28 protein-coding genes and 1 other RNA gene are annotated in these 26,722 nt (G+C 54.6%); 7 read left to right on the top strand and 22 right to left on the bottom strand.

The genetic code is table 11. The features are described from left to right. Positions 1 to 14: 14 nt before the first annotated feature. Positions 15 to 467, top strand: coding sequence for an iron-sulfur cluster assembly scaffold protein (locus ACR0DU_RS02825; protein WP_480872368.1), 453 nt, complete (start codon positions 15 to 17; stop codon positions 465 to 467). Positions 468 to 524: 57 nt separating this feature from the next. Next, the gene (locus ACR0DU_RS02820; protein ID WP_170470084.1) at positions 525 to 1,163 is read left to right on the top strand and encodes a MarC family protein; all 639 of its coding nucleotides are present in this window, start codon (positions 525 to 527) and stop codon (positions 1,161 to 1,163) included. A gap of 187 nt (positions 1,164 to 1,350) precedes the next feature. Here ACR0DU_RS02820 and ACR0DU_RS02815 read toward each other — a convergent pair whose 3' ends face one another. The 5 genes from ACR0DU_RS02815 to sciP all read right to left on the bottom strand — a co-directional run bounded on the left by ACR0DU_RS02815 (position 1,351) and on the right by sciP (position 7,143). Then, positions 1,351 to 1,473, bottom strand: a complete 123-nt coding sequence (locus tag ACR0DU_RS02815) for a hypothetical protein (RefSeq protein ID WP_010440002.1) — start codon at positions 1,471 to 1,473, stop codon at positions 1,351 to 1,353. Positions 1,474 to 1,583: 110 nt separating this feature from the next. Then, positions 1,584 to 3,674 carry an ATP-dependent DNA helicase RecG gene (gene recG / locus ACR0DU_RS02810; RefSeq protein WP_480872366.1) on the bottom strand — a complete coding sequence of 697 codons (2,091 nt, stop codon included), beginning with the start codon at positions 3,672 to 3,674 and terminating at the stop codon, positions 1,584 to 1,586. After that, entirely contained in the window at positions 3,671 to 5,923 is a 2,253-nt protein-coding gene (gene ligA, locus ACR0DU_RS02805; RefSeq protein ID WP_480872365.1) for an NAD-dependent DNA ligase LigA, read from the bottom strand. The genes recG and ligA overlap by 4 nt, the downstream gene beginning before the upstream one ends. Positions 5,924 to 6,048: 125 nt before the next feature. Beyond that, positions 6,049 to 6,765 carry a response regulator transcription factor CtrA gene (ctrA, locus tag ACR0DU_RS02800; protein ID WP_170470075.1) on the bottom strand — a complete coding sequence of 239 codons (717 nt, stop codon included), beginning with the start codon at positions 6,763 to 6,765 and terminating at the stop codon, positions 6,049 to 6,051. Positions 6,766 to 6,849: 84 nt separating this feature from the next. Continuing rightward, entirely contained in the window at positions 6,850 to 7,143 is a 294-nt protein-coding gene (gene sciP / locus ACR0DU_RS02795; protein ID WP_170470893.1) for a CtrA inhibitor SciP, read from the bottom strand. A gap of 130 nt (positions 7,144 to 7,273) precedes the next feature. Between sciP and mnmA the strand changes: the two genes are divergently transcribed. Further along, the gene (gene mnmA, locus ACR0DU_RS02790; protein WP_170539558.1) at positions 7,274 to 8,419 is read left to right on the top strand and encodes a tRNA 2-thiouridine(34) synthase MnmA; all 1,146 of its coding nucleotides are present in this window, start codon (positions 7,274 to 7,276) and stop codon (positions 8,417 to 8,419) included. On the opposite strand, the gene ACR0DU_RS02785 is transcribed toward mnmA, so the two are convergent. The 17 genes from ACR0DU_RS02785 to ACR0DU_RS02705 form a co-directional block, all read right to left on the bottom strand. Next, positions 8,416 to 8,997, bottom strand: a complete 582-nt coding sequence (locus ACR0DU_RS02785) for a cadmium resistance transporter (RefSeq protein WP_170470071.1) — start codon at positions 8,995 to 8,997, stop codon at positions 8,416 to 8,418. The genes mnmA and ACR0DU_RS02785 overlap by 4 nt on opposite strands. After that, complete coding sequence (lpxB, locus tag ACR0DU_RS02780) at positions 8,997 to 10,154, bottom strand: lipid-A-disaccharide synthase (protein ID WP_480872362.1); 1,158 nt, start codon at positions 10,152 to 10,154, stop codon at positions 8,997 to 8,999. Before lpxB ends, ACR0DU_RS02785 begins: the two co-directional genes overlap by 1 nt. Further along, the gene (locus tag ACR0DU_RS02775) at positions 10,154 to 10,948 is read right to left on the bottom strand and encodes an LpxI family protein (RefSeq protein WP_480872360.1); all 795 of its coding nucleotides are present in this window, start codon (positions 10,946 to 10,948) and stop codon (positions 10,154 to 10,156) included. The genes lpxB and ACR0DU_RS02775 overlap by 1 nt, the downstream gene beginning before the upstream one ends. 3 nt (positions 10,949 to 10,951) lie before the next feature. After that, positions 10,952 to 11,737 (bottom strand): acyl-ACP--UDP-N-acetylglucosamine O-acyltransferase, encoded by a 786-nt coding sequence (lpxA, locus tag ACR0DU_RS02770; protein ID WP_170470062.1) that lies wholly within the window; start codon positions 11,735 to 11,737, stop codon positions 10,952 to 10,954. Next, positions 11,734 to 12,207: a 3-hydroxyacyl-ACP dehydratase FabZ gene (gene fabZ, locus ACR0DU_RS02765; RefSeq protein WP_010439978.1), complete on the bottom strand. Its 474-nt coding sequence runs from the start codon at positions 12,205 to 12,207 to the stop codon at positions 11,734 to 11,736. Before fabZ ends, lpxA begins: the two co-directional genes overlap by 4 nt. Positions 12,208 to 12,279: 72 nt before the next feature. Next, positions 12,280 to 12,798, bottom strand: a complete 519-nt coding sequence (locus ACR0DU_RS02760; RefSeq protein WP_480605554.1) for an OmpH/Skp family outer membrane protein — start codon at positions 12,796 to 12,798, stop codon at positions 12,280 to 12,282. A gap of 72 nt (positions 12,799 to 12,870) precedes the next feature. Further along, positions 12,871 to 15,231 carry an outer membrane protein assembly factor BamA gene (bamA, locus tag ACR0DU_RS02755; RefSeq protein WP_480605551.1) on the bottom strand — a complete coding sequence of 787 codons (2,361 nt, stop codon included), beginning with the start codon at positions 15,229 to 15,231 and terminating at the stop codon, positions 12,871 to 12,873. A 347-nt stretch (positions 15,232 to 15,578) separates the two neighbouring features. Beyond that, complete coding sequence (gene rseP / locus ACR0DU_RS02750; RefSeq protein WP_480872358.1) at positions 15,579 to 16,931, bottom strand: RIP metalloprotease RseP; 1,353 nt, start codon at positions 16,929 to 16,931, stop codon at positions 15,579 to 15,581. A gap of 5 nt (positions 16,932 to 16,936) precedes the next feature. Further along, positions 16,937 to 18,109, bottom strand: coding sequence for a 1-deoxy-D-xylulose-5-phosphate reductoisomerase (dxr, locus tag ACR0DU_RS02745; RefSeq protein ID WP_480872356.1), 1,173 nt, complete (start codon positions 18,107 to 18,109; stop codon positions 16,937 to 16,939). After that, complete coding sequence (locus ACR0DU_RS02740) at positions 18,109 to 18,891, bottom strand: phosphatidate cytidylyltransferase (protein WP_480872354.1); 783 nt, start codon at positions 18,889 to 18,891, stop codon at positions 18,109 to 18,111. Before ACR0DU_RS02740 ends, dxr begins: the two co-directional genes overlap by 1 nt. Next, a complete protein-coding gene (locus ACR0DU_RS02735; protein WP_170770779.1) occupies positions 18,888 to 19,619 on the bottom strand; it encodes an isoprenyl transferase in 732 nt (243 codons plus the stop codon). The genes ACR0DU_RS02740 and ACR0DU_RS02735 overlap by 4 nt, the downstream gene beginning before the upstream one ends. Positions 19,620 to 19,628: 9 nt before the next feature. Further along, entirely contained in the window at positions 19,629 to 20,192 is a 564-nt protein-coding gene (frr, locus tag ACR0DU_RS02730; protein ID WP_170470041.1) for a ribosome recycling factor, read from the bottom strand. Between the two features lie 186 nt (positions 20,193 to 20,378). Then, a complete protein-coding gene (gene acuI, locus ACR0DU_RS02725; protein WP_170470038.1) occupies positions 20,379 to 21,374 on the bottom strand; it encodes an acryloyl-CoA reductase in 996 nt (331 codons plus the stop codon). A 49-nt stretch (positions 21,375 to 21,423) separates the two neighbouring features. Next, positions 21,424 to 22,518 carry a dimethylsulfoniopropionate demethylase gene (locus tag ACR0DU_RS02720; protein ID WP_480872352.1) on the bottom strand — a complete coding sequence of 365 codons (1,095 nt, stop codon included), beginning with the start codon at positions 22,516 to 22,518 and terminating at the stop codon, positions 21,424 to 21,426. 1 nt (position 22,519) lies between these two features. Then, on the bottom strand, positions 22,520 to 23,056 hold the full coding sequence (locus ACR0DU_RS02715) for a DinB family protein (protein WP_480872351.1): 537 nt from the start codon (positions 23,054 to 23,056) through the stop codon (positions 22,520 to 22,522). Beyond that, positions 23,026 to 23,730: a DUF1326 domain-containing protein gene (locus tag ACR0DU_RS02710; protein ID WP_010439955.1), complete on the bottom strand. Its 705-nt coding sequence runs from the start codon at positions 23,728 to 23,730 to the stop codon at positions 23,026 to 23,028. The genes ACR0DU_RS02715 and ACR0DU_RS02710 overlap by 31 nt, the downstream gene beginning before the upstream one ends. A gap of 4 nt (positions 23,731 to 23,734) precedes the next feature. Continuing rightward, complete coding sequence (locus tag ACR0DU_RS02705) at positions 23,735 to 24,526, bottom strand: DUF2182 domain-containing protein (RefSeq protein WP_480872349.1); 792 nt, start codon at positions 24,524 to 24,526, stop codon at positions 23,735 to 23,737. Between the two features lie 89 nt (positions 24,527 to 24,615). Between ACR0DU_RS02705 and ACR0DU_RS02700 the strand changes: the two genes are divergently transcribed. The 4 genes from ACR0DU_RS02700 to ACR0DU_RS02685 all read left to right on the top strand — a co-directional run bounded on the left by ACR0DU_RS02700 (position 24,616) and on the right by ACR0DU_RS02685 (position 26,675). Next, a complete protein-coding gene (locus ACR0DU_RS02700) occupies positions 24,616 to 25,347 on the top strand; it encodes a FadR/GntR family transcriptional regulator (protein WP_480872347.1) in 732 nt (243 codons plus the stop codon). A gap of 48 nt (positions 25,348 to 25,395) precedes the next feature. Continuing rightward, positions 25,396 to 25,758: a DUF4345 family protein gene (locus tag ACR0DU_RS02695; protein WP_480872345.1), complete on the top strand. Its 363-nt coding sequence runs from the start codon at positions 25,396 to 25,398 to the stop codon at positions 25,756 to 25,758. 36 nt (positions 25,759 to 25,794) lie between these two features. Then, positions 25,795 to 26,141, top strand: a transfer-messenger RNA (tmRNA) gene (ssrA, locus tag ACR0DU_RS02690). 99 nt (positions 26,142 to 26,240) lie between these two features. Further along, positions 26,241 to 26,675 (top strand): ester cyclase, encoded by a 435-nt coding sequence (locus ACR0DU_RS02685; protein ID WP_480872344.1) that lies wholly within the window; start codon positions 26,241 to 26,243, stop codon positions 26,673 to 26,675. Positions 26,676 to 26,722 lie beyond the last annotated feature (47 nt).

The following is a 26,722-nucleotide window of genomic DNA, read 5'->3' as shown; positions in this document are numbered from 1 at the left end:
AACGAGGGAAAGCCATGAGCGGCGAAACCGATCTAATCAAGCTCTATTCCGGACGCATTCTGGCGCTGGCGGCGGATATTCCGCATCTGGACCGCTTGGAAAGTCCCGATGCGACAGTGAAAAAACGTGCACCTTTATGCGGCTCGACAGTAACTGTTGACGTCAAAGTCGAGGATGGTCGGATTACCAACTTCGGGCAGGATGTTAAGGCTTGTGCTTTGGGCCAGGCTTCGGCTTCGGTTGTCGGCAGCGCGGTGATCGGTACGACACGGGCTCAGGTAGAAACCGCGCGTGATCAGCTTTCGGCAATGTTGAAGAAAGACGGCCCGGCCCCCGACGCTCCATTTGACGGGCTCGAGGTTTTAATGCCCGCACGGGACTATAGGAACCGGCATGCGTCGATCTTGTTGGCACTGGACGCAACTGCGGAAGCGATGGAGCAGGTAGAACAAGCCAACTGCGCCTGATCGTGGCCTTTCCAAACAAAGACGTATAGTGTGCCCCTAATTGATTTGGGGGTTAACGTGAACAATTTGCTGGAACATTTCGTGACGCTTTGGGTTGTAATCGACCCGATCGGCACGATCCCCGTCTTTATCGCCGTCACTGCCGGTATTGCCGCTGGGGCCCGTCGCAAGACCGCCCTATTGGCGGCATTGGTGAGCGCGGGAATACTAATGTTCTTTCTCATCTTCGGACAACTTGTGATCGAGGCTTTGGACATCGGCCTGAACTCGTTTCAGGTTGCCGGTGGGATAATACTGTTCCTCTTCGCGTTGACCATGATTTTTGGCGAAAGCAAGCAAGAGATTGAACAACGTCAGGCCGAAGAGGACCTGGACGATAAAATGCACAAGACCAACCCGGCCATTTTCCCGCTCGCCGTTCCATCCCTCGCCTCCCCTGGCGCGATGCTCGCTATCGTTGTTTTGACCGACAACAACCGATACAGCGTCGCTGATCAAAGTATCACTGCATTGGTTATGCTAGCCGTGATCGCCATCGCGTTTGTGCTGATGCTACTGGCAGAACCGATCATCCGGTTAATCGGGCATTCAGGTGCAGCCATCATCAGCCGCGTAATGGGGATGATACTGGCCTCAGTCGCGGTCAACTCTGTCCTGTCGGCGACTATTGAGATCATCAAAACCGGTCAGCTCTAAAAAAAGAACCGCCGCACCTTCCGGGCGGAAAGGGCGGCGGCAAGTCATGCGTTTCTCATGTAGGGTCCGGATTACCGCACGGGGCCGAGGCTGGCCCCTTCAAGGGAAATGGGACAGGCAGGTCACCCTTGATCATGACGGGGAGACAAGCGCGGTGTGATCGGCACGAGATCGCAGGCAGAAAGGCTTAGAACCCGCTTGGCAGATGAAGGGCAACCACCAGCATCACAACCAGAGAAACCGCGCCTGCTGCATCCTGCAATATCGTGGATTGCGAACGGGTAAAGGCAGTTTTGATCTGGCTCAGCATGGTCTCACCTCCGGTCGGGTTTAATCATTTGTTGACCTTTTGTTCTCATATTTTAACGAGTCGGTAAAGAACTTTTTGAGAACATTTGCGAACTTAATGGGATTCACGGTCTAACCCACTGAAATCAAACGGATCGCTTTATCCTGTTTCATGAGCCACAGAAGAAGACGCGCCGCCTGGCCTCGGTCTGATGTCAACTTGGGGTCTGAAGAGAGCAACGCGCGCGCATCTGATTGCGCTACAGCCATCAATCCGGCCTGCCGTTCGAGATCGGCAATCCTGAACTTGGGCAAGCCAGATTGCGCTGTACCGATCAAGTCACCCGCGCCGCGCATCTGCAAATCGGTCTCGGCAATGCGGAACCCGTCCTCGGTTTCACGCAGAACTTCTAGACGCTTGCGGCCACCTTCGCTAAGTGGCGGTTGATACATCAGCAAACAGGTCGAAGCATCCTCTCCGCGTCCAACCCGCCCCCGCAACTGGTGCAATTGCGCCAATCCGAAAATCTCTGCCCGTTCAATCACCATGATTGTGGCATTGGGAACATTGACCCCAACTTCAATCACCGTGGTCGCGACTAGAACCTTGGTTTGGCCAGTCTGAAACGCTGCCATTGCAGCATCTTTTTCAGTGGGTGGCATCTGGCCATGCACCAGCCCCACCACATCATCCCCCAAAATCGCGCGCAGCCGCTTGAAACGCTCCTCGGCGGCGGTCAGGTCTGAGACTTCGGATTCGTCGACTAGTGGACACACCCAATAGCATTGTTTGCCCGCATCAATCGCGCCGCTCAGGTGGGCCACAACCTCGTCCATGCGCTGAGTGCTGACTATCGCGGTCTTGATTGGCTTTCGGCCAGGTGGCTTTTCATCAAGAACCGAGACATCCATGTCACCATACTGCGCTAACGCCAAACTGCGCGGGATGGGCGTTGCGGTCATCACCAGAACATCCGCGCGCTGGCCTTTTTCGGACAATTCCATCCGCTGGCGGACACCAAAACGGTGTTGTTCATCAACGATGGCCAGCCTTAGGGCTTTAAACTCGACATCGTCCTGAAATACCGCATGGGTGCCGACCAGTATTTGAATTTCACCTTGTTTCAGTGCGGCCAACTTCGCCCGACGTTCGGCCCCTTTGTCGCGCCCGGTCAGAATTTCCAGCACAACTCCGGCCTCTTCGGCTAAGGGTCGCAGTCCTTCAAGATGTTGTCGGGCAAGGATCTCGGTGGGTGCCATCATTACCCCTTGCCCGCCTGCTTCAACCGCGATCAAAAGCGTCATAAACGCCACAAGCGTCTTTCCCGCGCCGACATCGCCTTGCAGCAATCGATTCATGCGGGAACCCGAGGCCATATCCGCCGAAATTTCTTCGATCGCACGGGATTGAGCATCGGTTGGTCGATACGGCAAGCCTGCAAGCACCTTAGATTGTAGCGCCCCTGTCCCAAGGCTGACGATGCCACGCGCCTTCCGCTCACGCTGTCGTGCCAGAGCCAAAGTCAGCTGATGGGCGAGCAATTCATCATAGGCCAGACGCTCCCTTGCGGGTGCAAAAGGGGCTACGTCATCCGCTCCATGCGGATGATGAGCAGCACGAATTGCAGCCGACCAGTCAGGCCAGTTTTGCTGAGCCACCTGAGCTGGGTCTGCCCATTCAGCCAGAGCAGGCACCCGCTTGAGTGCACTTTGCGCCGCCTTGTACGCTGTTTTCTGCGTAACGCCCTGGGTCAGATGATAAACCGGTTCAAACTCTGGTAACTCACCTGCGTTTTCTGGCGCAACCATGTGATCGGGGTGTACCATCTGGGCCATTCCATCAAACAGTTCCAGCTTTCCCGAAACCACGCGGCGCGCACCCTGCGGCAACAGTTTCTTCAGATAATCCCCGCGCGCGTGAAAGAACACTAGTTGAAAATCCGCTTGGCTGTCCTCGACATGAATGCGGTATGCACCACCTTTGTTACGCGGAGGCCGGTGGGTTCCGATCGTGACCTCTACCGTCAATGTGGTCGGAAGATCGGCCCCTTGTATGGTATCGCGTCGGCGCCGGTCGATCAGCGCATATGGCAATGAAAACAAGACATCTCGCGGCGACTCGATGTCTAATTGGCCGAAAAGTTGCGCTGTTTTTGGTCCCACACCATCCAGCGTTTCAAGCCCTGCGAACAGCGGAAAGAGTTGCTCTGGCCTGCCGCTCATAGATCGCCGATCAGTTGAAGCCAGCCGTCTTCATCCAGGGTTTCGATACCCAAATCGGCCGCTTTCTTTGCCTTCGACCCAGCACCCGGACCCGCCACCAACAAATCGGTTTTTTGGCTGACTGAACCCGACACCTTGGCACCCAACGCCTCGGCGCGCGCCTTGGCTTCGGCGCGCGTCATCTTCTCAAGCGTTCCTGTAAAGACGACCGTTTTTCCTGCAACCGGGCTGTCCGATGCAGGCGCATCTGGTGGAACAATAGTTAAGTGACTGCGTAGTTCATCAAACGCCTTTCGTTCATCCGGGTTGGCAAAGGCGTCAGACAGCGACAGCCCCAGCGTGGTTCCAATGCCGTCAATAGCAATCAAATCCGTCCAAACGCTGACAGCGTCCGCTGGTACATTTAGGCTTGCAACCATTGCATCCCGCGCCTCTTTCACCCTGGCACGCCGACCTTCTTCGATAGCTGCGATCCTCTCTGCATCTTCCGCTTCGTCAGCGGCACGCTGCGCAAGTGCTGCGGGTCGCGCCGTATCGATTGACGCGGTCATTTGATCCCAATCCCGATAGAACAGGGCCAAATCCCTGGCGCCGACTTCGCCCACATGGCGAATTCCGAGTGCAAACAACAATCGAGCGAAGGGAATGGTTCGTTTGTCATCAATCGCGGCGAACAGATTGCTGGCCGAGGTCTCTCCCCAACCGTCGCGGTTTTTCAAACGGGCAAGATTTTCAGCGTCTCGTTCTTTCAAGGTGAAGATATCGGCAGGTGTGTTGATAGGCAGAACGGGGTCGTTGTGGAACATCTCGATCTGTTTGGCACCGAGCCCTTCGATATCGAAGGCTTTGCGCGACACGAAATGTTTAAGTTTCTCCACCGCCTGCGCTGGGCAAATTAAACCCCCGGTGCATCGGCGTACAGCATCACCTTCTTCGCGGATCGCCTCACTGTCACATTCCGGGCATGTCGTTGGAAAGGAATAAGGTTTTGCATCATCCGGCCGTTTTGACAGATCAACATCGGAAATCTTTGGGATCACATCCCCTGCCCGATAAACCTGCACCCAATCGCCGATGCGTATGTCTTTGCCATCGCGGATAACCCCGCCTTTGGCGTCCCGCCCCGCGATATAGTCCTCATTGTGCAGCGTCGCGTTCGACACAACGACCCCACCGACAGTCACAGGATGCAAACGTGCAACCGGGCTAAGCGCTCCGGTCCGACCCACCTGAATGTCGATCGCTTCAAGCCGGGTCCAGGCCAGTTCGGCCGGAAATTTATGCGCGATCGCCCAGCGGGGCGTTGTCGAGCGGAATCCCAACCGGGATTGCAGACTCAGATCATCAACTTTGTAGACCACCCCGTCGATGTCATATCCCAAAATCGCACGCTGTTCTTCGATCGCGCGGTAATGATCCAGCATCTGACCTGTCGTGGAACAGAGACGCGTAAGCGCGTTGACTTGGAAGCCCAATGCTTTGAGTCGTTCGATTGCCGCCATTTGCGTTTCAGCCAGAGGTTTCGACAGTTCGCCCCAGGCATAGGCAAAAAACTTTAGTGGACGTGACCGAGTTATTTCCGAGTCCAGTTGGCGCAGCGAACCAGCTGCTGCGTTACGCGGATTTGCGAAAGTCTTTCCACCTGTTTCAATTTGCCGGGCGTTCAGCGCTTCGAAATCATGATGAGACATGTAAACCTCGCCGCGAACCTCGAATATATCTGGAGCACCTTCAATTCGGTGCGGAATATCCGACACCGTGCGCGCATTGGCGGTCACGTTTTCCCCGGTCTCACCATCCCCTCGGGTCGCCGCCTGAATCAGCTCGCCGTGTTCATACCTCAAGGATAACGAGAGGCCATCGATCTTTGGCTCGGCTGTATATTCAAGCGGTACGTCTTCCCCTAACCCGAGATACTTGCGGATTGAGCGGTCAAAATCGGCAACATCCTCATCGTCAAAGGCATTGCCAAGTGACATCATCCGCACTGCATGCGTGACTTTGGAAAACCCGTCTGAAACTTGTGCCCCTACTTGATCCGAAGGGCTGTCTGCACGTTTTAGTTCTGGAAAGCGCGCCTCAATATCGGCGTTGCGACGTTTGAGGGCATCATAATCGGCATCTGATATTTCCGGCGCATCTTCAGTGTGATAAAGCTGGTTGGCCCTCTGCAACTCCTTGGCAAGCCGAGCCAGTTCTGCACGTGCTTCGTCTTCCGTCAATTCTGCGATTGCAGTGGTATCGCTCATGGCCCCGCCCTGTCACGTCATATTAGAATCCAGTGATAGGACGAGGCCATGATCAGGTCCAGTGTTGTGCTGAGACGCGAGTGAAATTACCGTCCTGGACCATCGACGGTAGCAGTCAGATCAAATCAGGCACCAACGGCAAGGCGGGCTTCACCCATATTGCTGGATTGTGGATCGCGCAGAACATAACCGCGACCCCAGACTGTTTCGATATAATTCTCACCACCAGTGGCGTTGCTGAGCTTCTTACGTAACTTGCAGATGAACACATCGATAATTTTCAATTCTGGCTCATCCATGCCGCCGTAGAGATGATTCAGGAACATCTCTTTGGTCAGAGTTGTACCTTTACGCAGGCTTAGAAGCTCAAGCATCTGATATTCTTTGCCCGTCAGGTGCACGGTCTTTCCTTCTACCTCAACGGTCTTGGCATCCAGATTGACGGCCACCTGCCCTGTGTGGATCACGGACTGGGAATGCCCCTTGGAGCGCCGGATGATCGCGTGAATACGCGCCACCAGCTCTTCGCGATGGAAGGGTTTGGTCAGGTAATCGTCTGCACCAAACCCGAAGCCTTTGATCTTGCTTTCGGTGTCGTCCGCGCCCGACAGGATCAGGATCGGTGTTTCCACGCGTGCGATCCGCAGTTGGCGCAGCACTTCGTGGCCGTTCATATCAGGCAAATTCAGGTCAAGCAGAATGAGGTCATAATCATACAGCTTGGCCAGATCGATTCCTTCTTCGCCAAGGTCCGTCGCATATACGTTGAGATTTGCGTGCGTCAGCATCAATTCAATGCTCTTGGACGTGGTTGGATCATCCTCGACAAGAAGTATGCGCATTTTTCACTGCTCCAATTAGGTCAAATTCTTCAACTGATCTGAGCCTGTATAAAAATGGTTAATCTGACGTTACCGTTGAATCATTTATTCATCTTCTCCTTTAGGTTGTCGATATTTTTTTAATGCAGTCACCTTCAGCGCATCGATTCCGTGCTCTGCGACGGCTGACACCCAGGAATTGAATTCCTCATCGCTGATGCCGTAGCGTTTCTTTGCATCAGACAGGGAAATTAGCCCGTAAAGCACTCCACGCACGACAATTACTTTGCGCGAAGCTACCCATCGCCGCGTGTCTGCCGGGGGTAGATCGGCGCGTGTTAGCACGCTTCCATCCGGCAAGGTGACCGATCTTGGACCTTCCACTTTGTGCAAATACATCTGTTCCACCTTCTTCTGCTGCGACAAAGCTGCATCCAATCTACTTAAAACGGTGTGAAACCGCCCCTTGAGAGTGTGTAGAATTTTCCTATATTCTGCCGGTCTTTCTTAACCCGGACTGGAACCGTCAATGGCCCTCGATACCGAGACCCCGCTAAACTCGCTTGGCTTTGCCAAACCGCCCTCGGAAACGCGGGTGGTTGTGGCTATGTCTGGCGGCGTGGACAGCTCTGTTGTCGCGGCCTATCTGGCTGATCAGGGCTATGACGTTGTAGGTGTTACGCTGCAGCTTTACGACCACGGCGCGGCGCTTGCCAAGAAAGGCGCGTGTTGTGCTGGGATCGATATCCACGACGCGCGCCGCGTGGCCGAAGAGCGCGGCTTCCCTCATTATGTACTGGATTATGAGAACATCTTTAAAGACGCTGTAATCGACGAATTCGCTGACAGCTATCTGGCAGGAGCGACTCCGGTGCCTTGTATCCGCTGCAATGAGCGGGTGAAGTTCAAGGACCTGTTGGAAACCGCCAAGGACCTAGAGGCCGACTGTATGGCCACCGGTCATTATATCCAGCGTAAGATGGGAACCAATGGGGCCGAGTTGCATAGTGCTGAGGATGCCAACCGCGACCAGTCTTATTTCCTTTTCTCGACAACGCCCGAGCAGTTGGATTTCCTGCGCTTTCCTTTGGGGCACCTGCCCTCCAAGGACGCCACGCGCGAGATGGCGGCGCAATACGGGTTGGCGGTTGCGGACAAACCTGACAGCCAGGACATCTGCTTTGTACCGAACGGCAACTACGCCAGCGTAATCGAAAAGTTGCGCCCAGGTGCTGCAGAGCCGGGCGAAATCGTACATGCCGATGGCCGTGTTCTGGCACAGCATGATGGAGTGATTCACTATACAATCGGTCAGCGCCGCGGGCTTGGCATCGGTGGCCTGAGTGAGCCGTTGTATGTAGTAAAGCTGGACGTCGACAAAAAGCAGGTTGTCGTCGGCCCCAAAGAGATGTTGGCTACACGGACCGTTCCGGTGCGTGAAATCAATTGGCTTGGGGATGAACCCTTCACGTCAAAAAACGAATGGCATGTTTCGGTCAAGGTCCGTTCGACCCGCCCGCCGCGCGAGGCGATCATTCGGCCTCTGTCCGACACGACGGCCGAGGTTGAGCTGTTTACGCCCGAAGAAGGTATCTCTCCGGGTCAGGCTTGTGTGTTTTACGAAACTGGTGGAAGCCGCATCTTTGGCGGCGGCTGGATCTGGCGCGGTTATTAAATCGCGTCGGTCCAGGAATTGCTGAGGATATAGATACCGGCACAGATCATTACGTAAGGAACCAGTTTCTCAAGTCGCCGTGCAAACCCGCCGGTCATGATCGGAGATCGCGCGCCTAGCAGACCAAGCATGGTTAGCGTCAGGGCCGCAGCAACCGCACCTGTAACGCCTGCAATACGGTAGCTTGGGGCCGAGTCTGCCAAAAGCGGTGCGAGCACAGCGAATGTATCCATCGACAGGCTTATGAACAGCAACATCGTTACAACGGTTGAGGCACCTGAGGATACTTGCGGAGCCTCCTCGGTCTCTGATCCCCGAAACTGCCGGATAACCCCAATCACGCCGAGGCCAAGCGGGATCACACCCAGATAGCCAGCCCAATGTGGCACCACGTCATCGACACCCAAAGCCAGCAACAAGGCGGCGGCGATGATCAATATCTGCGCAAGCAGGAACCCCGCAACGGTCCGTCGCGGACCGGAAACCATCATCAGCGCAACAAGCGCTGCGAGGTTGTCGAGGTTAGTCAGAACCTGTGCCATGTAGGCAGAGGCGGCAAAGATCACGTGATCCAGCATCACGTGTTCATTCTGTCCAAAACGGCTTTTGCCGCGCGCAGACCCGGCGCCTCTCCACCCCGCCCAAGGCGCTCCATCGTTATCGCCATAGCCTCATGTTGGGCGTCCGGCGTAGCTGCAACCTCTTCCAGTGCTGGCGCGATCTTTAGCGGCTGGCAGTCGTCCAACAGACATTCAGGTACAGCACGCGTGTCCGAGACCAGATTGACAAGCGTCACCGTATCGAGCTTGACCATGCGCTTCGCGATCAATTTGGTCAGCCAATTCAGATTATAAGCGATCACCATCGGCGTTGACTGTGCAGCCAGTTCCAGTGACACGGTGCCCGATGCCGCCAATGCCAGATCGGCTGACGCGAAGGCCGCCCTCTTCTGAACCTGTGCATGGTCCGACGGCAACTTTCGTGGATCGACAACAATCGGATGTCCCGGCCAATCCTGAACTTGTTCGGCAACCACATCAACCATATGGGCGACTGTAGGCACGACGACACGGGTATCGGGTCGATCTGTCAGGAATTCTTGCAGAGCAGCGCCAAATATCGGGGCCAATCGTTCGACCTCTCCCCGCCGAGAGCCGGGTAATGCGAGAACAATGGGAGCGTCGCCCAGTTCATGATCCGCACGGAATTTCTTGATATCTTGTTCAGACGCAATCGGCTCGTTTACGACGGGGTGACCGACAAAATCACACTCCATCCCTACCCGCTCCATATATGGCGGCTCAAACGGCAGCAGCGCCAGAACATGGTCGATCACCTTCGCCATTTTGTCGGCGCGCCCTGGCCTCCAGGCCCAAACGCTGGGTGCAACGTAGTGGACGGTTCGAATACTGCTGAACGCCTTCACCAGTTTAGCGACCCGCAGCGAGAAGTCCGGACTGTCGATGGTGATCAACACGTCCGGCTGCGTGTCCAGAACCGCCTGAGCGGTCTCGGCGATCCGGCGCTTCAAGTGAAAGAACTTGGGCAAAACCTCGACCAATCCCATGACGCTGAGTTCGGACATGGGAAAGCGGCTGCTCAGTCCTTGCGCCTGCATCAGTGGACCGCCGACCCCATCAAACTGCACCTCTGGCGAAAGGGTTTTAAGTCCCTCCATCAAAGCGGCGCCCAATCGGTCGCCCGACGGTTCACCCGCGACCAAGAATACGCGCATCAGACGGTGCGCTCGCGAACGTAGAGAAATAGACCGAGGCGATTGCACTCTTCAATCACTCGGTCCCGTTGCAGGACAATGACACCGCCCTTTTCGATGACAATACCTGACAAGCCCGCCGCAACCGCGCCCGATACGGTGCCGGGTCCGATAGCAGGCATATCCGCGCGCCGGTCCTGATCGGGTTTGGGGCCTTTGTACAGAATACCCCCACCCGCGTCAGGGCGTTGGGTCAGCGACTGCAACATCCAAGCAGTACCATAGATGCCCTCAATTGCTAGCGCTTGCCCTTTCAGCACTACACATGCCTGACCGACATCTGCAGTCCCCATGCTGCGCAGGATACCTGCCGCACGGTCAGCATCTGCGTGATCAGTATCCGAGGGTTGTGCCTCAGTCAGCGCGCCGAGCGGCGGTAGCAAATCCGGTGCGATCTCGTGCGCGGCACGGACCGTCAAATCAGAATCTTCAAAAATCCCGATAACCGCGCGCAGGGCACCGTCATCACCGGCCATTATGGCCTTTTGTAAAATCGGGACCAATGGCATCGTCGCAGCATCAATGCGCGCAGGATTTACGGTGGGCCGGCGCACAGCCCCAGCCATGCAAATCTCGGTCACGCCGCGCGCTTTCAGATCGGCGATAAAGCTGCCCAATTCCTCAAGCGGAAAGACCACGTCAACATTCAACCTTTCAGGCTCAAACCCTTCCAGCGCGCAAATCAAGGGTCGGTTCGGCAAACATGCAACCACCTCGTCCGGTAATGCCCCAGTTCCTGCGATCAGCGCCAACATGTCTCATTTCCTCGGCGTCAGGAAGGAACGGTCCGTTTGCCCCGTCACAAACTCGACAATCTGGCGCACATATTCGTTGTCTGCCTCCTCGCCCAAACGATTGGCGCGATCCATGAAGGTGCCATCACCTTCCGACAACTCTTTGAATGCTGCGCGCAGCGCTGAGATATCCTCGCGCGTGACACCGCGCCGTTTCAACCCAACCAGATTCAATCCATCAAGCTCACCGCGTGGTGCCTGAACCAGACCATACGGAATCACGTCGTTCGGAACCATAGTCAGCGCACCGATGATGGCCCCGCGACCAACGCGCACGAACTGATGCAGACCCGAGATACCGCCAACGATGACGTCATCCTCGATTATACAATGACCTGCTGCGCCTGCGTGGTTCACCAAAATGACCCGGTTACCGATCTGCACATCATGCGCAACGTGGACGCCAGCCATCAGCAGGCAGTCATCGCCAATCCGCGTGACGCCACCGCCGCCATCCGTGCCGGTATTGATGGTGACGTGCTCGCGAATGCGATTGCGTTCACCGATTTCAAGCCGAGTGTTTTCGCCGCCAAACTTTTTGTCTTGTGGGATTTCGCCGACAACAGCAAAGCTGAAGATCACTGTGTCGTCACCAATTGAGGTATCGCCGGTGACTACCACATGGGACTTGAGCTCAACCCGATCGCCTAGACGGACGGACGGCCCGATATGGCAGAACGGACCAATCGTGCAGCCCTGCCCGATCTGCGCACCGTCTTCGATAATGGCGCTGGGATGAATGCCGCTCATGTTGTCTTTTCCATGTCCCAGTCGACATAGGCCGAAAATTCGGCTTCGGCGGCGACCTCACCCTCAACGGTCGCGCGACCACTGAACTTGAAGATCTTGCCGCCTTTCTTGCCACGCACAGTTTCGACATGCATCTCAAGCACGTCACCGGGCACGACTTTGCGGCGGAATTTGCATTTGTCGATGTTCATGAAATAGATCAGCAATTCACTGTCGATCACGTCCATACCAACACCCAACATGACACCTGCAGTCTGCGCCATCGCTTCGACAATGGTCACACCGGGCATGATCGGCGTGCCAGGAAAATGACCCTGAAAATGCGGCTCGTTCATAGTGACATTCTTGATGCCAACTGCAGATTGATAGCCGTCAATATCCACGACCTTGTCGACCAGCAAAAACGGATAGCGATGCGGCAATATACGCTGAATCAGCTGAATGTCGGCGCTCTGGGTTTCCGTGGTCATGGTGCGGATGTCCTGTTTTGGATGTCTCTTTCAAGCGTGGTTAGCAATACGCGTACTTAAGGGCAAGCCAGCCTATTCGTCATTAGCGTCTTCAAGTGCAGACCCGTCGCCAATTGCCGCGTCAATCCGGGCAATTGCGGTATCGGTAATATCCGACGCATCCGAGCTGAGAACAACATTTGAACGCTCGATGACAATCGACGCCCCATATTCGCGTAGAAGTTCGATCAATACAGGTTGAGCCATCTCAAAGAACTGATTGCGTGCTTCTTCTCCGTGCCGCGCCAAAGCATCCAGTTTGGCTCGTTGGCCATCCCGATGCGACTGGACTTTCTCATCGAAAGCCTCGGCCAAAGGTCGAAATTCACTGGCGGACATTTCAGAGCGCTTGTCCGTCAGGTCTTTCTCTTCTTTGCTGAGCTGTGCCACGATCAACTCATTCTCATCCGCTAGCAGAGCGCTCTCGGCCTCAATCTCGCGAAAAATGCGCTGACCGAAACGAGAATCAGCAAATAGCCGTTCACTTGAAATGGTAAGTACGTCTGATTGCGGAACGCCCAATTGTTGCGCCAACAATAGACTTGGCGCCATCAGGGCCGCCCAAACACACAGGGCCCTTAGCGGGCCCTGCAGATTATTCATAACTTTAGTCAACATCTGGGATCAGAACTGTGCCTGAATGGTCAGGTCAAAGCTCTGTTCCTTGTCGAACTCTTCTTTCTTCAGCGCTTGTGAAAAGTTGAAGCGCAGCGGACCAAATGGCGTTGTCCACAGAACCGAGACACCTACCACATGGCGGATGGATCCGCTGGCTCCGACGATATCGGCACCCGACGTATCCACGTTGTTGATGTTGTAAAGGTTACCTACGTCGTAGAATAAACCACCCCGCAATCCGAGCTCTTCAGGCAAGCCTAAGGGGAAATCAGACTCGAACCGGGCAACCCAATAATAGTTACCACCGATGGCATCGTCCTGACCGTTGGAAAGGTCGCGCGGCCCAAGACCGGCAGGTTCGAAACCACGGAACGTGTTCGGGCCAAGCACAAATCGATCAATGGTCCGGCTAAAATCATCCCCGGTCCAGTTGAGCGCGCCAAGTTCCAGAGATGCCCGTAGCACGACCTCCTCGTTGAGTACGCGTTTCTGAGCGATCGCGCGGGCTGTGGTCTTGATATACTCGTTGTCGCCGCCCAATCCAGCTGCATCTACGCCAAGCTCAAACAAGACGCCTGCATTGGGATTCAAGCCACCCAATCGACTGTCGTACACATAAGAAACACCAATCGAACTGCTGGTTCTTTTGCCCTGAGCAATTTCGGAAGCGATGACCGCCCCATTGGTCTCGTTGCTCTGCTGGGTCATTTCGCTTTGGTTCCAGCCGTAACGCAAACGCAGCGCTGAAAGTTCGCCGATGGCATAGCTGACCTGAGGATTAAAAAAGACGGTTTTGGTGTCGTAACTCGCAAAGCTTGAGTTGGTGCTTGCAAGACCTACCCCAAGATCAAAGCGTAATTTCCGCCCCAGCAGATAAGGTTCGGTAAAGTTAATTGTATACTGCTCAGAATCTTGAGCCGTCGAAAGCGTGATCCCTAGATTCTGGCCACGGCCCAGGAAATTGGATTCGTTCAGGCCAATGGCGATCCCGAAACCGTCCGAGACCGAGTAGCTACCACCCAGGCTAAGCGATCCGGTTGGTTGTTCTTCAACATCGACATCAACGATGACCTGACTTGGAGATGTACCTTCGCGGGTTTCAACATCAGCGGTTGAGAAGAAGCCCAGCGCACGAATACGTTCGGCGCTCTGACGGATTTCTCGGGGATTGAAGGGGTCACCTTCCACGGTATCGAATTGCCTCCGGATCACCCGGTCAAGTGTTGTGGTATTGCCTTCGATGTCGATGCGTTCGACAAAAATACGCGGGCCGCGGGTTAGGACAAACTGAACATCCAGCGTCAGATCACGCGGGTTGCGCGTCACCCGAGGTTCAACCCTCAAGAAATCAACGCCCTGTTTCAGACCCAGACGCTCAAGTCGAGCAATCGAGTTTTCAATCAAAGTCGGCGAGTAGATAACACCAGGCTTGACCTTTAGTGCTGCCTGATAGGGTGCCGGATCGACGCCAGGAATTTCGCTTACAGTTGAAATCTGACCAAAGGCGAATCTCTGACCTTCGGTGATATTCATAACCAGGAAAAACGCATCCCGTTCACGCGTGAATTCCACATTGGCACTGTTTACTCGGAAATCGATGTAACCGCGCGAAAGGTAGAAATCGCGGATGACCTGCTTATCGAATTCGATACGATCAGCAATAAACGTGTCGCCCCGCAGGAAAGTCCGCAGAATATTTGCTTGTTTGGTCTCGAGCACACGACGCAGGCGGCGGTCGGAGTAAGCACGGTTGCCAACAAAGCTGACGCGCTCAACTTCGATGGTGGTGCCTTCGGCCACCTCAAAAACCAAATCCACACGATTGTCATTTCGGCGGATGATGCGTGGAATCACCGTTGCTGACACCCGGCCCTGCGCAGAATAGATCTCGGCGATCAAATCTGCGTCGGCTTCTGCCAATTGCGGGGTAAAGACGCGGCGGGTCTGAGACGAGATCGCCTCGAGCAGTACGTCATCCTTAACGCGACGGTTCCCCTCAATGCTGATCTGATTAATCGTCGGGTACTCTTCAACCGCAATAACCAGTGTGTTTCCGCGAGGAGTCAGTTCGACTGTTTCAAAAACACCACTGTCAAGCAAACGCTGAAAAGCATCATTTATCTGTCCGGCGCTAACAGTTTGCCCTGGCTCGATTCCCGTGCGTGCGATGATTGTCGAGGTTTCGATCCGTCGATTGCCTTCAACCTCGAAGCGGTTAATCGTGTAAGATTGCGCCTGAGCAGGATCCGGTAATACCAGCAAACCCGGTGTAGCAAATAGAAAAAAGAGCGTTAGTGCCTGCCACAAAATGTTGGTCTTCTGCCCTCGAGCGCCGCAGAATGTGCTCGTGCCCCTGCAATCAGTCATTTTTATCACTACCCAGAAATCTCAGCCTGTAGTTGCTGAGTAGCCGGATTGAGAAGCCATGTCAAAAGAGCAAACACAAAAAAACGGCCCGGTGGGCCGTTACATTTTCATTGCCTTGGTCTGAAGAATCACAAACCGACGATATATCCACCTACAGCCAATGCCAGGGCGGTTACGCCAAAGCTAAGTAATACATCCCAGTTCAACTGAAAAAGGACGCTGACGCTTTTGTAAGATCTCTGCAACGCTTCGGTCATCGCTCTCTAGCCCGCTCATCGAATTACACTAATGAAGATAAGCTTCAATTGCGGCAATATTGCGTCCAAACGGTGCCTGTCACACCTTATTCAGCAGAACAGGTCATTGCTGACAGAGAAGATCATCAACGAAAGGATCAGCGTTATCCCAATCCCCATCAAAATCCGCAGGGCATTGTCACTGGGTGGTTTGCCCGAGACAGCTTCGTAGGCGTAAAACAACAAGTGTCCGCCATCAAGCGCTGGGATCGGGAACAAGTTCAGCAGCCCAACCGCCGTAGAAAGTACCGCGATAAAGAAGATGAAATTCTGTGCACCTTGACTGGCCATCGCGCCAGAGGTTTCCGCAATCCCGATCGGGCCGGATATATTGCACGTGCTGATTGCCCCCGTGATCATGTGCCACATACCGGACAATGACCCTTCGATAATGCGTCCGGTCTGGGCAAAACCGGTTTTTACGGAATCCCAGATGCCGGCGGGAACAGTCTGAGGTTCGAACATCATCCCCCGAACGATCCCGATCCGCCAATGGGTCACAAAACCACCATCTGCTTTCGGCTCGTCAGTACGTCTGGGGGCCAGAGCAAATTCAAGCTCGGTTCCATTGCGCCAAACGTCCAGAAGCAACACGCGCCCGTCCGAGCTTTCGACACGTTCTTTCAATTGTTCGAAATTGAAAATCGGGTCGCCATCGACCGCTGTAATTACATCGCCCTGCTGCAATTGTATGTCCATTGCAGCGCTGCGTGGTGTAACCTGCTGGATCAACGCTGGAAACAGCCACGGGGCAGAAACATCGATGGTCTCACCGTCCCGGATTACAGTATAGTCCAGTTCAGGCTGTACGGGCAGAGCATCAACGAAGTCCGACCAACTGCCTGCATTATCAAAATCCGGTGTCGGCACGCCTGCAATCGCAACAATTTCGTCCCCTTCAAGCAACCCCTGCTCGACTCCGGGGAGCGGTTGCAAGGAACCGACTGTCAAAGGTTCTCGTGATACGCCTTGCGACCAGTACACAAATCCAAAAACCAGGATCGACATCGCGAAGTTGAACATAGGCCCAGCCGCCACAGTGGCGGTACGTGCCCATAGCGGTGCCCCATGCATCGTTCGACGCAATTCTTCCGGGCTCTGCTCGACTATTTCGTTCATCGCATCCGTATCTTTGCCAGACGCAGCGTTGGCATCCCCCAAAAACTTGACGTATCCGCCAAATGGAAGCAACGCGACCTGCCACCGTGTGCCGCGCTTATCTACCCGGCTCCACAGAACCGGACCGAAGCCGATCGAAAACACTTCGGCATGAATGCCCGACCAGCGCCCGACAATATAATGACCGTATTCATGCACAGCGACAATTACTGAAAGCGCAATAACAAAGGCAACTATCGTATAGAGAAGATTGCCGAATTGCGGGATCAAAGAGAGTATGTCCAAAGGTATTATCCTGCTCGTTCCAATACGGTTTCATCGACCCACTTACGTGCGAGATGGTCCGTTTGCTGTACATTATCAAGAGTCGACGGAGCATCAATAAGGCCATCTGTCGCCTCAAATCGCTCTAAAACCGACGAAACTGCGTCAGCCATATCCAGAAACCGAATTCTACGGGCGATAAAGTGGTCCAGCGCGCGCTCTTTTGCGGCATTGAAGATCGCACCCGACAATCCTCCGCGTTGCATTACTTCGCGTGCAAGACGCAACGCAGGATACCGGGCCTCATCCGGAGCGCTAAAGCTCAATTGCCCCAATTGAGCCAGATCAAGCCTTGCGACAGGTAGATCGAGCCGCTCGGGCCAGTGCAATGCGTATCCGATGGCATGGCGCATATCGGGTGCACCCAAGTGTGCCATCAAGGCACCATCCCGATACCCAACCATCGCATGAACAATAGATTCGGGGTGCAACAGAACTTCGATTTCAGAGGGCTGAATGCCGAAATATTCTTTTGTTTCTATGACTTCCAGCGCTTTATTGAACATCGAAGCGCTGTCGATTGTAATTCGCTGCCCCATGTTCCAATTCGGATGGCTTGACGCTTGTTCGACAGTTGCGTTCGCCAGATCACTCAGCGGCCAATCCCGAAATGCGCCACCGCTTGCCGTGATAATGATCCGCTCGACACTTGCCATGTCTTCGCCAACAAGGGCCTGAAAGACTGCCGAATGCTCACTATCGACAGGAAGAAGCCTTGCGCCGTAATTCCGAGCAGTCTCCAGCACCAAAGGTCCTGCACATACCAGCGTTTCCTTGTTCGCCAGCGCAAGCGTCGCGCCTTGCTTAAGGGCTTCGATCCCCGGAGCAAGCCCTGCAGCGCCGACAATCGCTGACATAATCCAATCTGCAGGGCGCGCACCTGCCTCGATCAAAGCCGTCTGCCCTGCAGCCGCTTGAACACCGCTTCCGGCTAAGGCTGAACGCAGGTCATCCAACCTGTCATCAAACGCGGTGACAGCAATATCTGCGCCCAGACGGACCGAATCTTGCGCCAATTTCGAAATATTGCCGCCACCTGTCAGTGCGACGACATCATAGGCATTCGGATCCCTCGAAATCAGATCAAGCGTGTTCTGCCCGATCGATCCCGTCGCGCCGAATATCGATACCTTTCGCATCACATGCCTCCGGGTGCATAAAGCAACCCTGCCAACAGGACAAAGACCGAGGCCCCCATCATCCCGTCGAACCGGTCCAGAAAGCCACCATGACCGGGTAACAAGTTCGAACTGTCCTTAACTCCAAACCTGCGTTTTGTTGAGCTTTCGACGATATCGCCGATCTGGCTCGCCATCGAGGCGAGAACCGATACAACTACGAAAGCCAAACCAAAACCCGCGTAGAACGCAAATAATGCACCAACTATTCCTGCGGCGACCCATCCCCCTATTGTTCCGGACCATGTTTTCTTGGGGCTGACCTTTGGCCAAAACTTAGGTCCACCAAGCGTTTTGCCCACAAAATACCCGGCAACATCCGTCGCTATGACAACAAGGATCAGCCACACCATCCATCCAAACCCCAAGCTTTCGCGTATCGAGATAAAGCCCAACCCCGAAGTTGCTATCCAGATCGCAAAAAGCGCGTAGGTACCACGCGCACACTTGATTTGACCCGCGCCAACCAAAGCAGGTGCCAACAAAAATGGAATTTTATACAGCGGCGGCAAATGGTAACTCAGAACGACGGCGAAACCGGTCAATATCGCAAGCTGAATCGCGACACCTCGTTGCTGAGGGTCTACAATCCGCACCAGCTCCCACGTCATGAGCCCGCACGCAGTGGCAATAAATGCCTCGAACCAAAGTCCACCCAGCCACACCATGATGGCCGCTATGAGGACCAACACGGACGCTGACAAAACCCGAGCGGTCAGATCAGACCATCGGCCATCACTCATGCCGGAACCGCCCCAAATCGCCGTTCACGCGATCCATAGTTCAGGCATAAACGTTCCAACTCGGCAGCAGTAAAGTCGGGCCACAATGTATCTATGAATTCATACTCTGAGTAGGCAGATTGCCAGAGCAAGAAATTCGAAATTCGGGCTTCACCACTGGTACGGATTACCAGATCAGGGTCCGGCAGAACCCGCGTGTCCAGATATTTGGGCAGAGTTTCCTCGTCCACATCTTCGGGACGCAAAACACCTTCGGCCACGTCACGCGCCAAACGTTTGGTTGCGCGAGCAACCTCATCTCGACCGCCATAGTTCAAGGCGACTGTCAGATGAACCAGATCATTATCCTGCGTTTCACGTTCAAGCGTATCCATCAGCTCGGTAAGTTTGGCATCCAAACGTACGCGGTCACCGATAAATCGCACCCGGATACCATTGTTCTTTAGCGTATTGGTTTCTTTGACAATATAGCGTCGGAACAGGCTCATGAGGCCTGCAACCTCCACCTGCGTACGCTTCCAGTTTTCTGTCGAAAACGCAAAGATCGTCAGATATTTGATCCCGAGCCCTGGGCAGGCCTCGACCACCTCACGAACACGCCGCGCGCCTGCGTGATGGCCAAACAACCGAGGCCGTCCCCGTGCCTGAGCCCATCGACCATTGCCGTCCATGATAATGGCCACATGGCGCGGACCGGTTTGCAAAGCGTTATCGGGATCCTTTGGCATGACCGAGTCTCAGACCTGCATAATCTCGGCTTGCTTGGTCTCAAGTGCCTCATCGACGGATTTGATCATCGTGTCGGTCAGCTCCTGCACTTCTACCTCCCAGAATTTCTGATCATCCTCGGACATGCCATCGGCTTTGGCTTTCTTGATCTGGTCCATACCGTCGCGGCGCACGTTCCGGATCGAAACACGCGCGCTTTCGGCGTATTGGCCTGCAACCTTGCCCAATTCACGCCGGCGTTCCTCGTTCAACTCAGGAATCGGCAGCATGATGATCGTGCCATTCAGCTGTGGATTGATGCCAAGCCCGCTTTCACGAATTGCTTTTTCAACTTTGCCCACAAGACCTTTATCCCAGACATTTACGGTAACCATACGTGGTTCGGGGACGTTTACGGTGCCGACCTGATTGATCGGAGTCATCGAGCCATACGCGTCAACCATCACGGGCTCAAGCATCGAGGCCGACGCGCGCCCGGTCCGCAATGAAGCGAATTCGGTTCTGAGGTTGGCCATTGCGCCGTCCATACGGCGTTTCAGATCATCGGTGTCGAGTACGAAATCATCAGACATGCTGCTCACTCCCCGTCTTCAGGTGATGTTTGGATGGGTCTTAAGCCATCACAATTGGGATGTATAGCAATCATGCGGATGAATTGTGGCAATGACCAGAACTGTTTCCGGCATTCCGGCCCCAATCGCGACCAAGGGACCGACCGAACACTGAATTCGGTCGGATTCTTCTTGGTACAATCAATATCAGGTGTTCACATCGACTACGACGCGACCTTTGACTTGTCCCTGCAGAATATCCGCGCCCAATTGCGGCAGATCAGACAGTGTTGCTGGGTGAATCATGGCCTCAAGCTTTTCCATGGGCAGATCGGTAGCAATACGCTGCCAAGCGCGAACACGGTTGTCATAGGGCTGCATGACGCTGTCGATACCCAACAGATTCACGCCACGCAGTAGGAATGGGATCACAGTCGCAGGCAAACCCGCACCTCCGGCAAGTCCAACGGCAGCAACTGATGCCCCATATTTCATCTGACCCAATACGCGGGCGAGCATGGCGCCACCCACTGCGTCAACACACCCGGACCAGGTTTCACTTTCCAGCGGACGCTTGGTGGTTTCGTTCAATTCGTCGCGCGGAACAATTGTGGTTGCACCCAAAGACTTCAGGTAGTCAGCGGTATCCGGGCGACCGGTTACTGCTGCGACCTCATATCCCAGATGAGCCAGAATGGCAGTGGCGACCGAACCTACGCCGCCTGCGGCACCCGTGACTAGCACCGGGCCATGGCCCGGCTGCATTCCATGATCTTCCAGCGCCATGACGGCTAACATGGCCGTAAATCCTGCGGTGCCAACCGCCATCGCCTGTCGCGTATCCAAACCCTGCGGCAAAGGAACCAGCCAATCTGCACGGGCATTCGCTTTCTGAGAATACCCGCCCCAATGCGCCTCACCCACGCGCCAGCCCGTCAAAACGACTTTGTCACCGGGTTTATAGCGATCATCAGAGGATTGCTCGACGGTGCCCGCATAATCGATACCCGGGATATGCGGATAACTCCGCACCAAGCCGCCACCCTTTGGCGACATACACAGCCCGTCTTTGTAGTTAACCGTTGAATATTCGACAGCAACAGTCACTTCTCCATCCGGCAAATCATCCAGAGATATCTGTTTTACCGAGGCGCTTGCGAGGCCACTTTCTTCATCTTTTTCAACGACGAGTGAATTAAACATAAACTTACTCCTTTAGTTGCCCGTATGGGCATGTCCTCAGATACAGGGCTCAGCGCCAGAATTTCTCTTGTACGACGGCCCATCGCATACCGTGTTCAGTCATCAACTCGATCCGTGTGCCGGGTGCCCAATGCGACCGGTCCACCATCCCTATGGCGACGTTCACCTCGAACTCGGGCGAATATGCAGCAGAGGCCACTTGCCCCACCTGACGACCCTCAGCCATCAAAGGCCAGGATTCGGTGCACGGGCCGATCTCGCCCTCGATAGTCAGCGGACGGATTTGTCTGGGCGGCCCGTTTTCCGCGTGATCCGCCAAAGCGGCCTTACCGATGTAATCCAGCGGAGAATTGCAAAAGCGCTCAAGCCCGCATTCATAAGGAGTGTTCTCGCGTCGCATATCCGACCCAAAACTCAATAGGCCGCTTTCGATCCGTTCAATTCCGTTGGGGCAACCCGCTCGTACATTCAGGTCGCGACCATTTGCGAACAACGTATCCCAAAGCGGCATTCCGTAATCCGCCCCTTCGACATAGATCTCGAACCCACTTTGTTTCGACCAGCCGGATCGGGCGATGACAAACGATGTATCTTCGAAGGGCAACCTCTTGTATCGGAAGAATTTTATGTCCCTGACATCTTCTCCAAATACCCGTGCCATCAGATCATCTGACCTGGGGCCTTGAACAGCTAGCGGAGACACGTCTGGTTCGGAAACTTCGACATCCAGCTCCAGGGCAAGCACGATGCCCAGAGCAAATTGCCAAAGATCTCCATCAGCGACGGAAAGCCAGTAATGGTCATCTGCCAGTTTGATCGCCACCGGGTCATTCAGCATACCGCCATTTTGGTCAACGATCGGCACATAATAACACTGATCTGCCTGCATCTTGTCCATATCGCGCGGGCTGAGCATTTTCATCAGTCGCAGCGCGTCCGGGCCTTTGATCAGAACCTGTCTCTCACACGAGACATCCCACACCTGCACATGCTTTTTCAGATGCGCAGCATCAGCCTCGACACTTTCGAAGACTGTAGGCAGAAGCATGTGATTATAGACAGTGTATCCCTTAACCCCTTCGGCTTCGACACCCGGAGTAAACGGGGTTTTGCGCACGCGTCGGTTCGGTGTAATGACTGCCATGTCAGAAATCCTCTGGCAGAAAGACAAGATCGCTCACAGGCGCATCAGAGCCTGCCTCGCTCAGCATTTGGTGCAATTGTCCGCGATGATGAGTCTGGTGATTGAACATGTGAATGATGCATTGCGCATAAGGCTTTGTTACATCGTCTTCTTTTGCAGCGGAATACCATGTGAACGGGCCCGTAAGTTCGTCGTCTCCCAACGTTTCGCTCCACCTAGTAATCCGATCGTCAATGGTATCCCGCAGCGGCAACCAGTCGGACAAACCAGCGCAGATTGACACGCTCTCTGGGATGCCACCGCCTGGTCCAGGGCCTTTGTCGAACCGTGAGATCCAGATCCAGTCCCCCCAAAGCAGGTGATTGGCTGTTCCCATGATTGAACCGAAAAAGGCGCCCCGTTTCCGCGTCAGTTCTTCGTCGGAAAGAGTCTTAAGAAAACCCTTTAACTGACTGTTCTCCCATCGACTATAACGCGCCAACTCACGGGCATAGGCACCGGTGATCATTACTTTGGCCCGTGCCAGTCGATGGGGCAAATCTCCGCTGATTTCCCGCCAAAGTCCCAGACGCGACCGTAATCACGTACCTTGGATTTCGTTCCTCTGGCCACGATGATGTCCGGGCCCATCCAATATTTCGAGTTTGAAACCATCACTGGATGCTCAGGGTCTTTACCAGCCAGCATCTCGATCTCGCCTTGAATTTTCCGCCCGATCATGATCCGGCGCTTTGTCCCATCTCGCTCGATTTGAACCGGTGCACGCTCTGCCCCGATGATTTCACTAACCAACATGGTGAACAGACCGGTAGTGCCGCCTGCCTGCCCGCTGAATATTTGCAGCAACCCGTTATAGGCCTTCCCACTGGCGCGTTCGTCGACGTAAGCCGCGACTTTCCACTGGCCCTCTCCCATGCGCCCGGGGATATCAACCAACAGCCCGACGTTGAGACCTGACAGGTCCTCGCCTTCATAGTGCCCTTCGTCGATCACGATTCCCATCCACGCATGGCAATGTCCTTCGGTCGGAGGGTGTGCGCCTAGCGAGACGACGCAAGGACAAAACACATCGCAGGAGCAGTTCAGGATCAGTTCACCCTTGACTGCCCAGTCGGTCGGGCTCATCTCTCGGCGCTTGGGATTGGGCATTCGGCTGTCAATTCTCTGACTGACCGGCAGCTTATCCGCATCCGGTTTTCTGTTCTTAGCCATAGACCTATCCTCCGTAAGTAATGTGATGTACGAGCAGTGCCAGACCGCCCGCTATTAAGATGAACCCCATCGGCCGGGTCACTACGTGTCCGATTTGGGGTAGTTTTTCCAAAACCATGAACAGCGTCGCCAGCCCCATCCACAGCAGGCTCATGACGCCGCCCACAAAGCCCAGAGCCATGAAGCCCCAGCAACAGCCAACGCAAAATGCACCCAACCCAAGGCCCATGCGCAGGCCGCCTGAGAAACCCGCTTTCCAATGTCCCAGAAAATACATCATGGGCGCATGACAAACGCCATGGCAGACCTCTTTTGCACGGGTGAATTGGAACGCGCCCACTGCCATAAGCAGGCCTGCAGCCAAGTAGGGCGATTTGGCGATGCCCAGCATATCAACCGCACCTCCGAACAGCAGTGCCAGCTGCAGGCCGGTGATCAACGCAGCAAAACCCACCCAAACTATGAAGTACCCGGATAGAACGCCCAGCCACCCTGCCCGCGTGCCATTCGCGCTGCGGATCAGATCATCGTAACTGCGCAATGTGGGGACTAGTGTTGGCAGCATCATTGCCGCCATCATGATTGCCCACATCGAGAACAGCGGGCGAAACTCGGCCATGGGCATATACATATCCATGCGCGGGTCCATCGCCGCCATGGCCTGTCCCATCGGGCCGGGCCGCCCGATCCAGTCCAAATCCATATCGCGGCTCATCGAGACCATCATCCACCACGCCCAAAGGATCGCGATGTAGAAGCCCAACCAAAGCGCGCTGCGGAAAACTGAGCGACTCACTTGCCTCTCCCGACTCAACTCTCTTGCTTTTCAAATGTCAGACTTTTAAATGTCAGACAAATAAAAATTTACTTTTGATCCAAGCGACCATGAAGATTGACCCCCAAAGCTCTGCCGATCTATCGGCTCAAATTGCCCAAGCGATCCGGGATGCCATCATATCGGGGCAGCTCATCGTCGATGAACGCTTGCCCTCCGAATCTGAACTTGCCGAGCAATTCAATGTCTCGCGCCCGACTGTTCGCGAAGCTTTGAAACGCTTGGCGGCACAATCTCTGATCCGTACACAACGTGGGGCCACAGGGGGCGCGTTTGTAAATCGACTAAGCTTTGAAGGCGCTTATTCTCAACAGGTTACGACCTCAACGCTATTACTGTCGATGAACGCGGTCAGTTTCGACACTGCGTGCGAGGCACGGTACGCGTTGGAACGAGCCTGTGCGTCCCTGTCTGCGCAACGTCGAACGGCAGATCAGCTTGCGACAATGCGGGCCGAGATCTTTCGGCAGGCACAGCCCGGTCTGACTGACGAAGCATTCTGCGCCTCAGATGTTGCCTTCCATCGAGCGCTGGTCGATGGCGCTGGCAATCCGGTCTTGTCCTACCAGCTGGCTGGCGCTGTCGAGGCGATGCAGCCATTAATGAACATGATCACCTTCACCGCTCGTTCGCGGGAAGAAATCATCGCGTTGCACACCAACATCGCCAATGCCTTAGAGGCGCGTGACGCTGAAAAGGTTGATGCGGCGCTGGTTCAGCTTGAGAGCTATACTCGGCAACTGGCGCAAGATGTTGCCCAGAAAAAACGCAAACCGGCCTGATCTAAATGATTTTATAACAGGGGTTTGAAAACGAATTATGAGGTGGAAATGATCACTATCCTCAATGTAGTTGCCGCTTTGCTGACAATAGCATTCGGTTTATTTGGCTTCCTGGCGCCTGCGCATACTGCTAACGCATTGGATCTGGTCCCGACCAAAAGCACCATGGGTCTCAGTGAAATGCGCGCCTCGGTTGGTGGGCTGTTTGTCGTCACCGGCGCTGCAGTGCTGTGGCTTAACAATCCGATGGCTTATGTGATGCTGGGGATAGTCTATTCTGGTGCGGCACTTGGCAGATTCGTTTCTGTTGCTCTCGATCATCCACCTTTGGCGAAAGCAATGATTTTTGGTGGAATCGAACTTGTTCTCGCCATCTGGCTTATTCTGGCAAACATGAACAGAGCATCCTAACCCATTGAAACCAAACCACCCCATAGCCCAGATTCCGAGTTTGCATCCCATCGTCACCTCACCTATATAAGAGAGGTCCTTCGGGACTATGGACATAAACGCGCTCGTAATAAGCGGATCGGACCCGGGGGCGGTACCCGGCGGCTCCACCAACATCCTTCGTTTGAGGACCATGGGGCCGAAACAGGATCGACGAACGTCTAAAGGGGTTAGCTTTGTCTCGGCTGTCTGCCACCGTTACCGGCGAAAATAGTACAATTGCAAACGACAATCGTGCTCCGGTTGCAGTTGCTGTGTAAGCAGTAGCAAGACCGAAACTTAAGCCCTTGCGCCTAGCCGCGTAAGGCGGGGTTCGCAGGTACCTGGCAACAGAAACCTGCATTTTCCCTGTTATGTCTGTTTATTGCTCATAGCTCATCAGAGATTCAGGATTTATTCACTTGTTTATCCCACATTTCTGTCCAGGCGACAGGAGGGTTAAGATGACGAATTCTGACAGGCTTAGGGCGTGGTATTCTGAGGTTTGGGAACAGGGCAATACCGACGCAATCGATCAGTTTTTTGCACCAGACGCCATGGCCGAGGGGTTGATACCTGAAATGCAAGTTGGAGCCGATGATTTTCGCGATCTGGTCATGGCCTTCCGACATGTGCTGGGCGAAATCAAGGTCGACCTCCCCAAAATCATTGAAAACGGTGATTGGGTGTCCGGAGTTCTTCATGTCCGTACTTTTCGGGCTGACAACGGCGCACCATTAGAGGTTACCGGGCAAGTCATGGCCCGATTCAAAGGCGAGAAAATGGTCGAGGCGTATAATCAGTTCGATTTCATTTCACTCTTTGAGCAGCTTGGGCAGTTCCCGCAGGATACGCTTCCGGTTTGCATGACTGGGCAAAGGTTGGACTGGGTCGGTTAAACCACAACCGCAAGCTTGACCCCTACCGCATCCACGCGATAGCAGAG

It is taken from the genome of Ruegeria sp. G2, assembly GCF_056533505.1.
Note: the sequence above shows the minus strand (reverse complement) of the source record. Positions and strands in the feature narration are given on the sequence as shown.

Bases quoted from the DNA above. Each gene is read 5' to 3' on its own strand.
- sciP (WP_170470893.1), bottom strand. From the start codon at position 7,143: ATGTATTTGCACAAAGTGGAAGGTCCAAGATCGGTCACCTTGCCGGAT.
- ACR0DU_RS02695 (WP_480872345.1), top strand. From the start codon at position 25,396: ATGATCACTATCCTCAATGTAGTTGCCGCTTTGCTGACAATAGCATTC.
- ACR0DU_RS02685 (WP_480872344.1), top strand. From the start codon at position 26,241: ATGACGAATTCTGACAGGCTTAGGGCGTGGTATTCTGAGGTTTGGGAA.
- ctrA (WP_170470075.1), bottom strand. From the start codon at position 6,765: ATGCGCATACTTCTTGTCGAGGATGATCCAACCACGTCCAAGAGCATT.
- mnmA (WP_170539558.1), top strand. From the start codon at position 7,274: ATGGCCCTCGATACCGAGACCCCGCTAAACTCGCTTGGCTTTGCCAAA.
- ACR0DU_RS02700 (WP_480872347.1), top strand. From the start codon at position 24,616: ATGAAGATTGACCCCCAAAGCTCTGCCGATCTATCGGCTCAAATTGCC.
- ACR0DU_RS02775 (WP_480872360.1), bottom strand. From the start codon at position 10,948: ATGTTGGCGCTGATCGCAGGAACTGGGGCATTACCGGACGAGGTGGTT.
- ligA (WP_480872365.1), bottom strand. From the start codon at position 5,923: ATGAGCGATACCACTGCAATCGCAGAATTGACGGAAGACGAAGCACGT.
- ACR0DU_RS02785 (WP_170470071.1), bottom strand. From the start codon at position 8,997: ATGCTGGATCACGTGATCTTTGCCGCCTCTGCCTACATGGCACAGGTT.
- ACR0DU_RS02760 (WP_480605554.1), bottom strand. From the start codon at position 12,798: ATGGCGCCAAGTCTATTGTTGGCGCAACAATTGGGCGTTCCGCAATCA.
- fabZ (WP_010439978.1), bottom strand. From the start codon at position 12,207: ATGACCACGGAAACCCAGAGCGCCGACATTCAGCTGATTCAGCGTATA.
- acuI (WP_170470038.1), bottom strand. From the start codon at position 21,374: ATGTTTAATTCACTCGTCGTTGAAAAAGATGAAGAAAGTGGCCTCGCA.
- ACR0DU_RS02720 (WP_480872352.1), bottom strand. From the start codon at position 22,518: ATGGCAGTCATTACACCGAACCGACGCGTGCGCAAAACCCCGTTTACT.
- ACR0DU_RS02710 (WP_010439955.1), bottom strand. From the start codon at position 23,730: ATGGCTAAGAACAGAAAACCGGATGCGGATAAGCTGCCGGTCAGTCAG.
- ACR0DU_RS02815 (WP_010440002.1), bottom strand. From the start codon at position 1,473: ATGCTGAGCCAGATCAAAACTGCCTTTACCCGTTCGCAATCCACGATA.
- frr (WP_170470041.1), bottom strand. From the start codon at position 20,192: ATGTCTGATGATTTCGTACTCGACACCGATGATCTGAAACGCCGTATG.
- ACR0DU_RS02740 (WP_480872354.1), bottom strand. From the start codon at position 18,891: ATGAGTGATGGCCGATGGTCTGATCTGACCGCTCGGGTTTTGTCAGCG.
- dxr (WP_480872356.1), bottom strand. From the start codon at position 18,109: ATGCGAAAGGTATCGATATTCGGCGCGACGGGATCGATCGGGCAGAAC.
- lpxA (WP_170470062.1), bottom strand. From the start codon at position 11,737: ATGAGCGGCATTCATCCCAGCGCCATTATCGAAGACGGTGCGCAGATC.
- recG (WP_480872366.1), bottom strand. From the start codon at position 3,674: ATGAGCGGCAGGCCAGAGCAACTCTTTCCGCTGTTCGCAGGGCTTGAA.
- ACR0DU_RS02735 (WP_170770779.1), bottom strand. From the start codon at position 19,619: ATGCCAAAGGATCCCGATAACGCTTTGCAAACCGGTCCGCGCCATGTG.
- bamA (WP_480605551.1), bottom strand. From the start codon at position 15,231: ATGACTGATTGCAGGGGCACGAGCACATTCTGCGGCGCTCGAGGGCAG.
- ACR0DU_RS02825 (WP_480872368.1), top strand. From the start codon at position 15: ATGAGCGGCGAAACCGATCTAATCAAGCTCTATTCCGGACGCATTCTG.
- lpxB (WP_480872362.1), bottom strand. From the start codon at position 10,154: ATGCGCGTATTCTTGGTCGCGGGTGAACCGTCGGGCGACCGATTGGGC.